Origin of the sequence: Pantoea sp. EKM101V (genome assembly GCF_011800325.1) — a bacterium.
Lineage (GTDB): Bacteria > Pseudomonadota > Gammaproteobacteria > Enterobacterales > Enterobacteriaceae > Pantoea > Pantoea anthophila.
Genome location: NZ_JAALFP010000036.1, coordinates 1 through 684, shown reverse-complemented (window position 1 = coordinate 684; position 684 = coordinate 1). Strand labels below are relative to the sequence as shown.

Below are 684 nucleotides of genomic sequence, written 5' to 3'. Positions count from 1 at the left end.
GGGGTGAAGTCGTAACAAGGTAACCGTAGGGGAACCTGCGGTTGGATCACCTCCTTACCTGAAGATACCTTCCCGCGCAGTGCTCACACAGATTGTCTGATAAAAAGTCACGAGCAGAAAAAACCTCTACAGGCTTGTAGCTCAGGTGGTTAGAGCGCACCCCTGATAAGGGTGAGGTCGGTGGTTCAAGTCCACTCAGGCCTACCAGATTTCTTCTCATGCTGCGTTGTGCCGACGGCTCGCATAGTTCACTATGCTTCGCGTCAGCACGCCTTGCCTGAGAAAAAATCGCATTCTTTACATGAAGGATGCAACTCCTGGTAGTAGTGGTCTCTGCAGTAACTGTATGGGGCTATAGCTCAGCTGGGAGAGCGCCTGCCTTGCACGCAGGAGGTCAGCGGTTCGATCCCGCTTAGCTCCACCATACCTGCTGTTTTTTCTGAAATACCTCAGAGCGTACCGGCGACGGTGTGCTGTGACGTATTATGCTCTTTAACAATCCGGAACAAGCTGAAAATTGAAACGACATGGCGCGTTCATTCTCCGTAATAAGAATGAAATGACGACATGTCCGAGTCTCTCAAATGCTTACAGTCTGCAGCGTTGCAAAACGCCTGTGGGTTGTGAGGTTAAGCGACTAAGCGTACACGGTGGATGCCCTGGCAGTCAGAGGCGATGAAGGAC

General features: G+C 51.5%; 2 tRNA genes and 1 rRNA gene. All 3 read left to right on the top strand.

The window, feature by feature from the left end:
• Positions 1–57, top strand: a 16S ribosomal RNA gene (locus HFD92_RS21515); the annotation flags it as partial.
• Positions 58–130: 73 nt separating this feature from the next.
• Positions 131–207: transfer RNA gene (locus HFD92_RS21510), tRNA-Ile, on the top strand.
• A 141-nt stretch (positions 208–348) separates the two neighbouring features.
• Positions 349–424 (top strand) — tRNA-Ala (locus HFD92_RS21505).
• Positions 425–684: the final 260 nt, after the last annotated feature.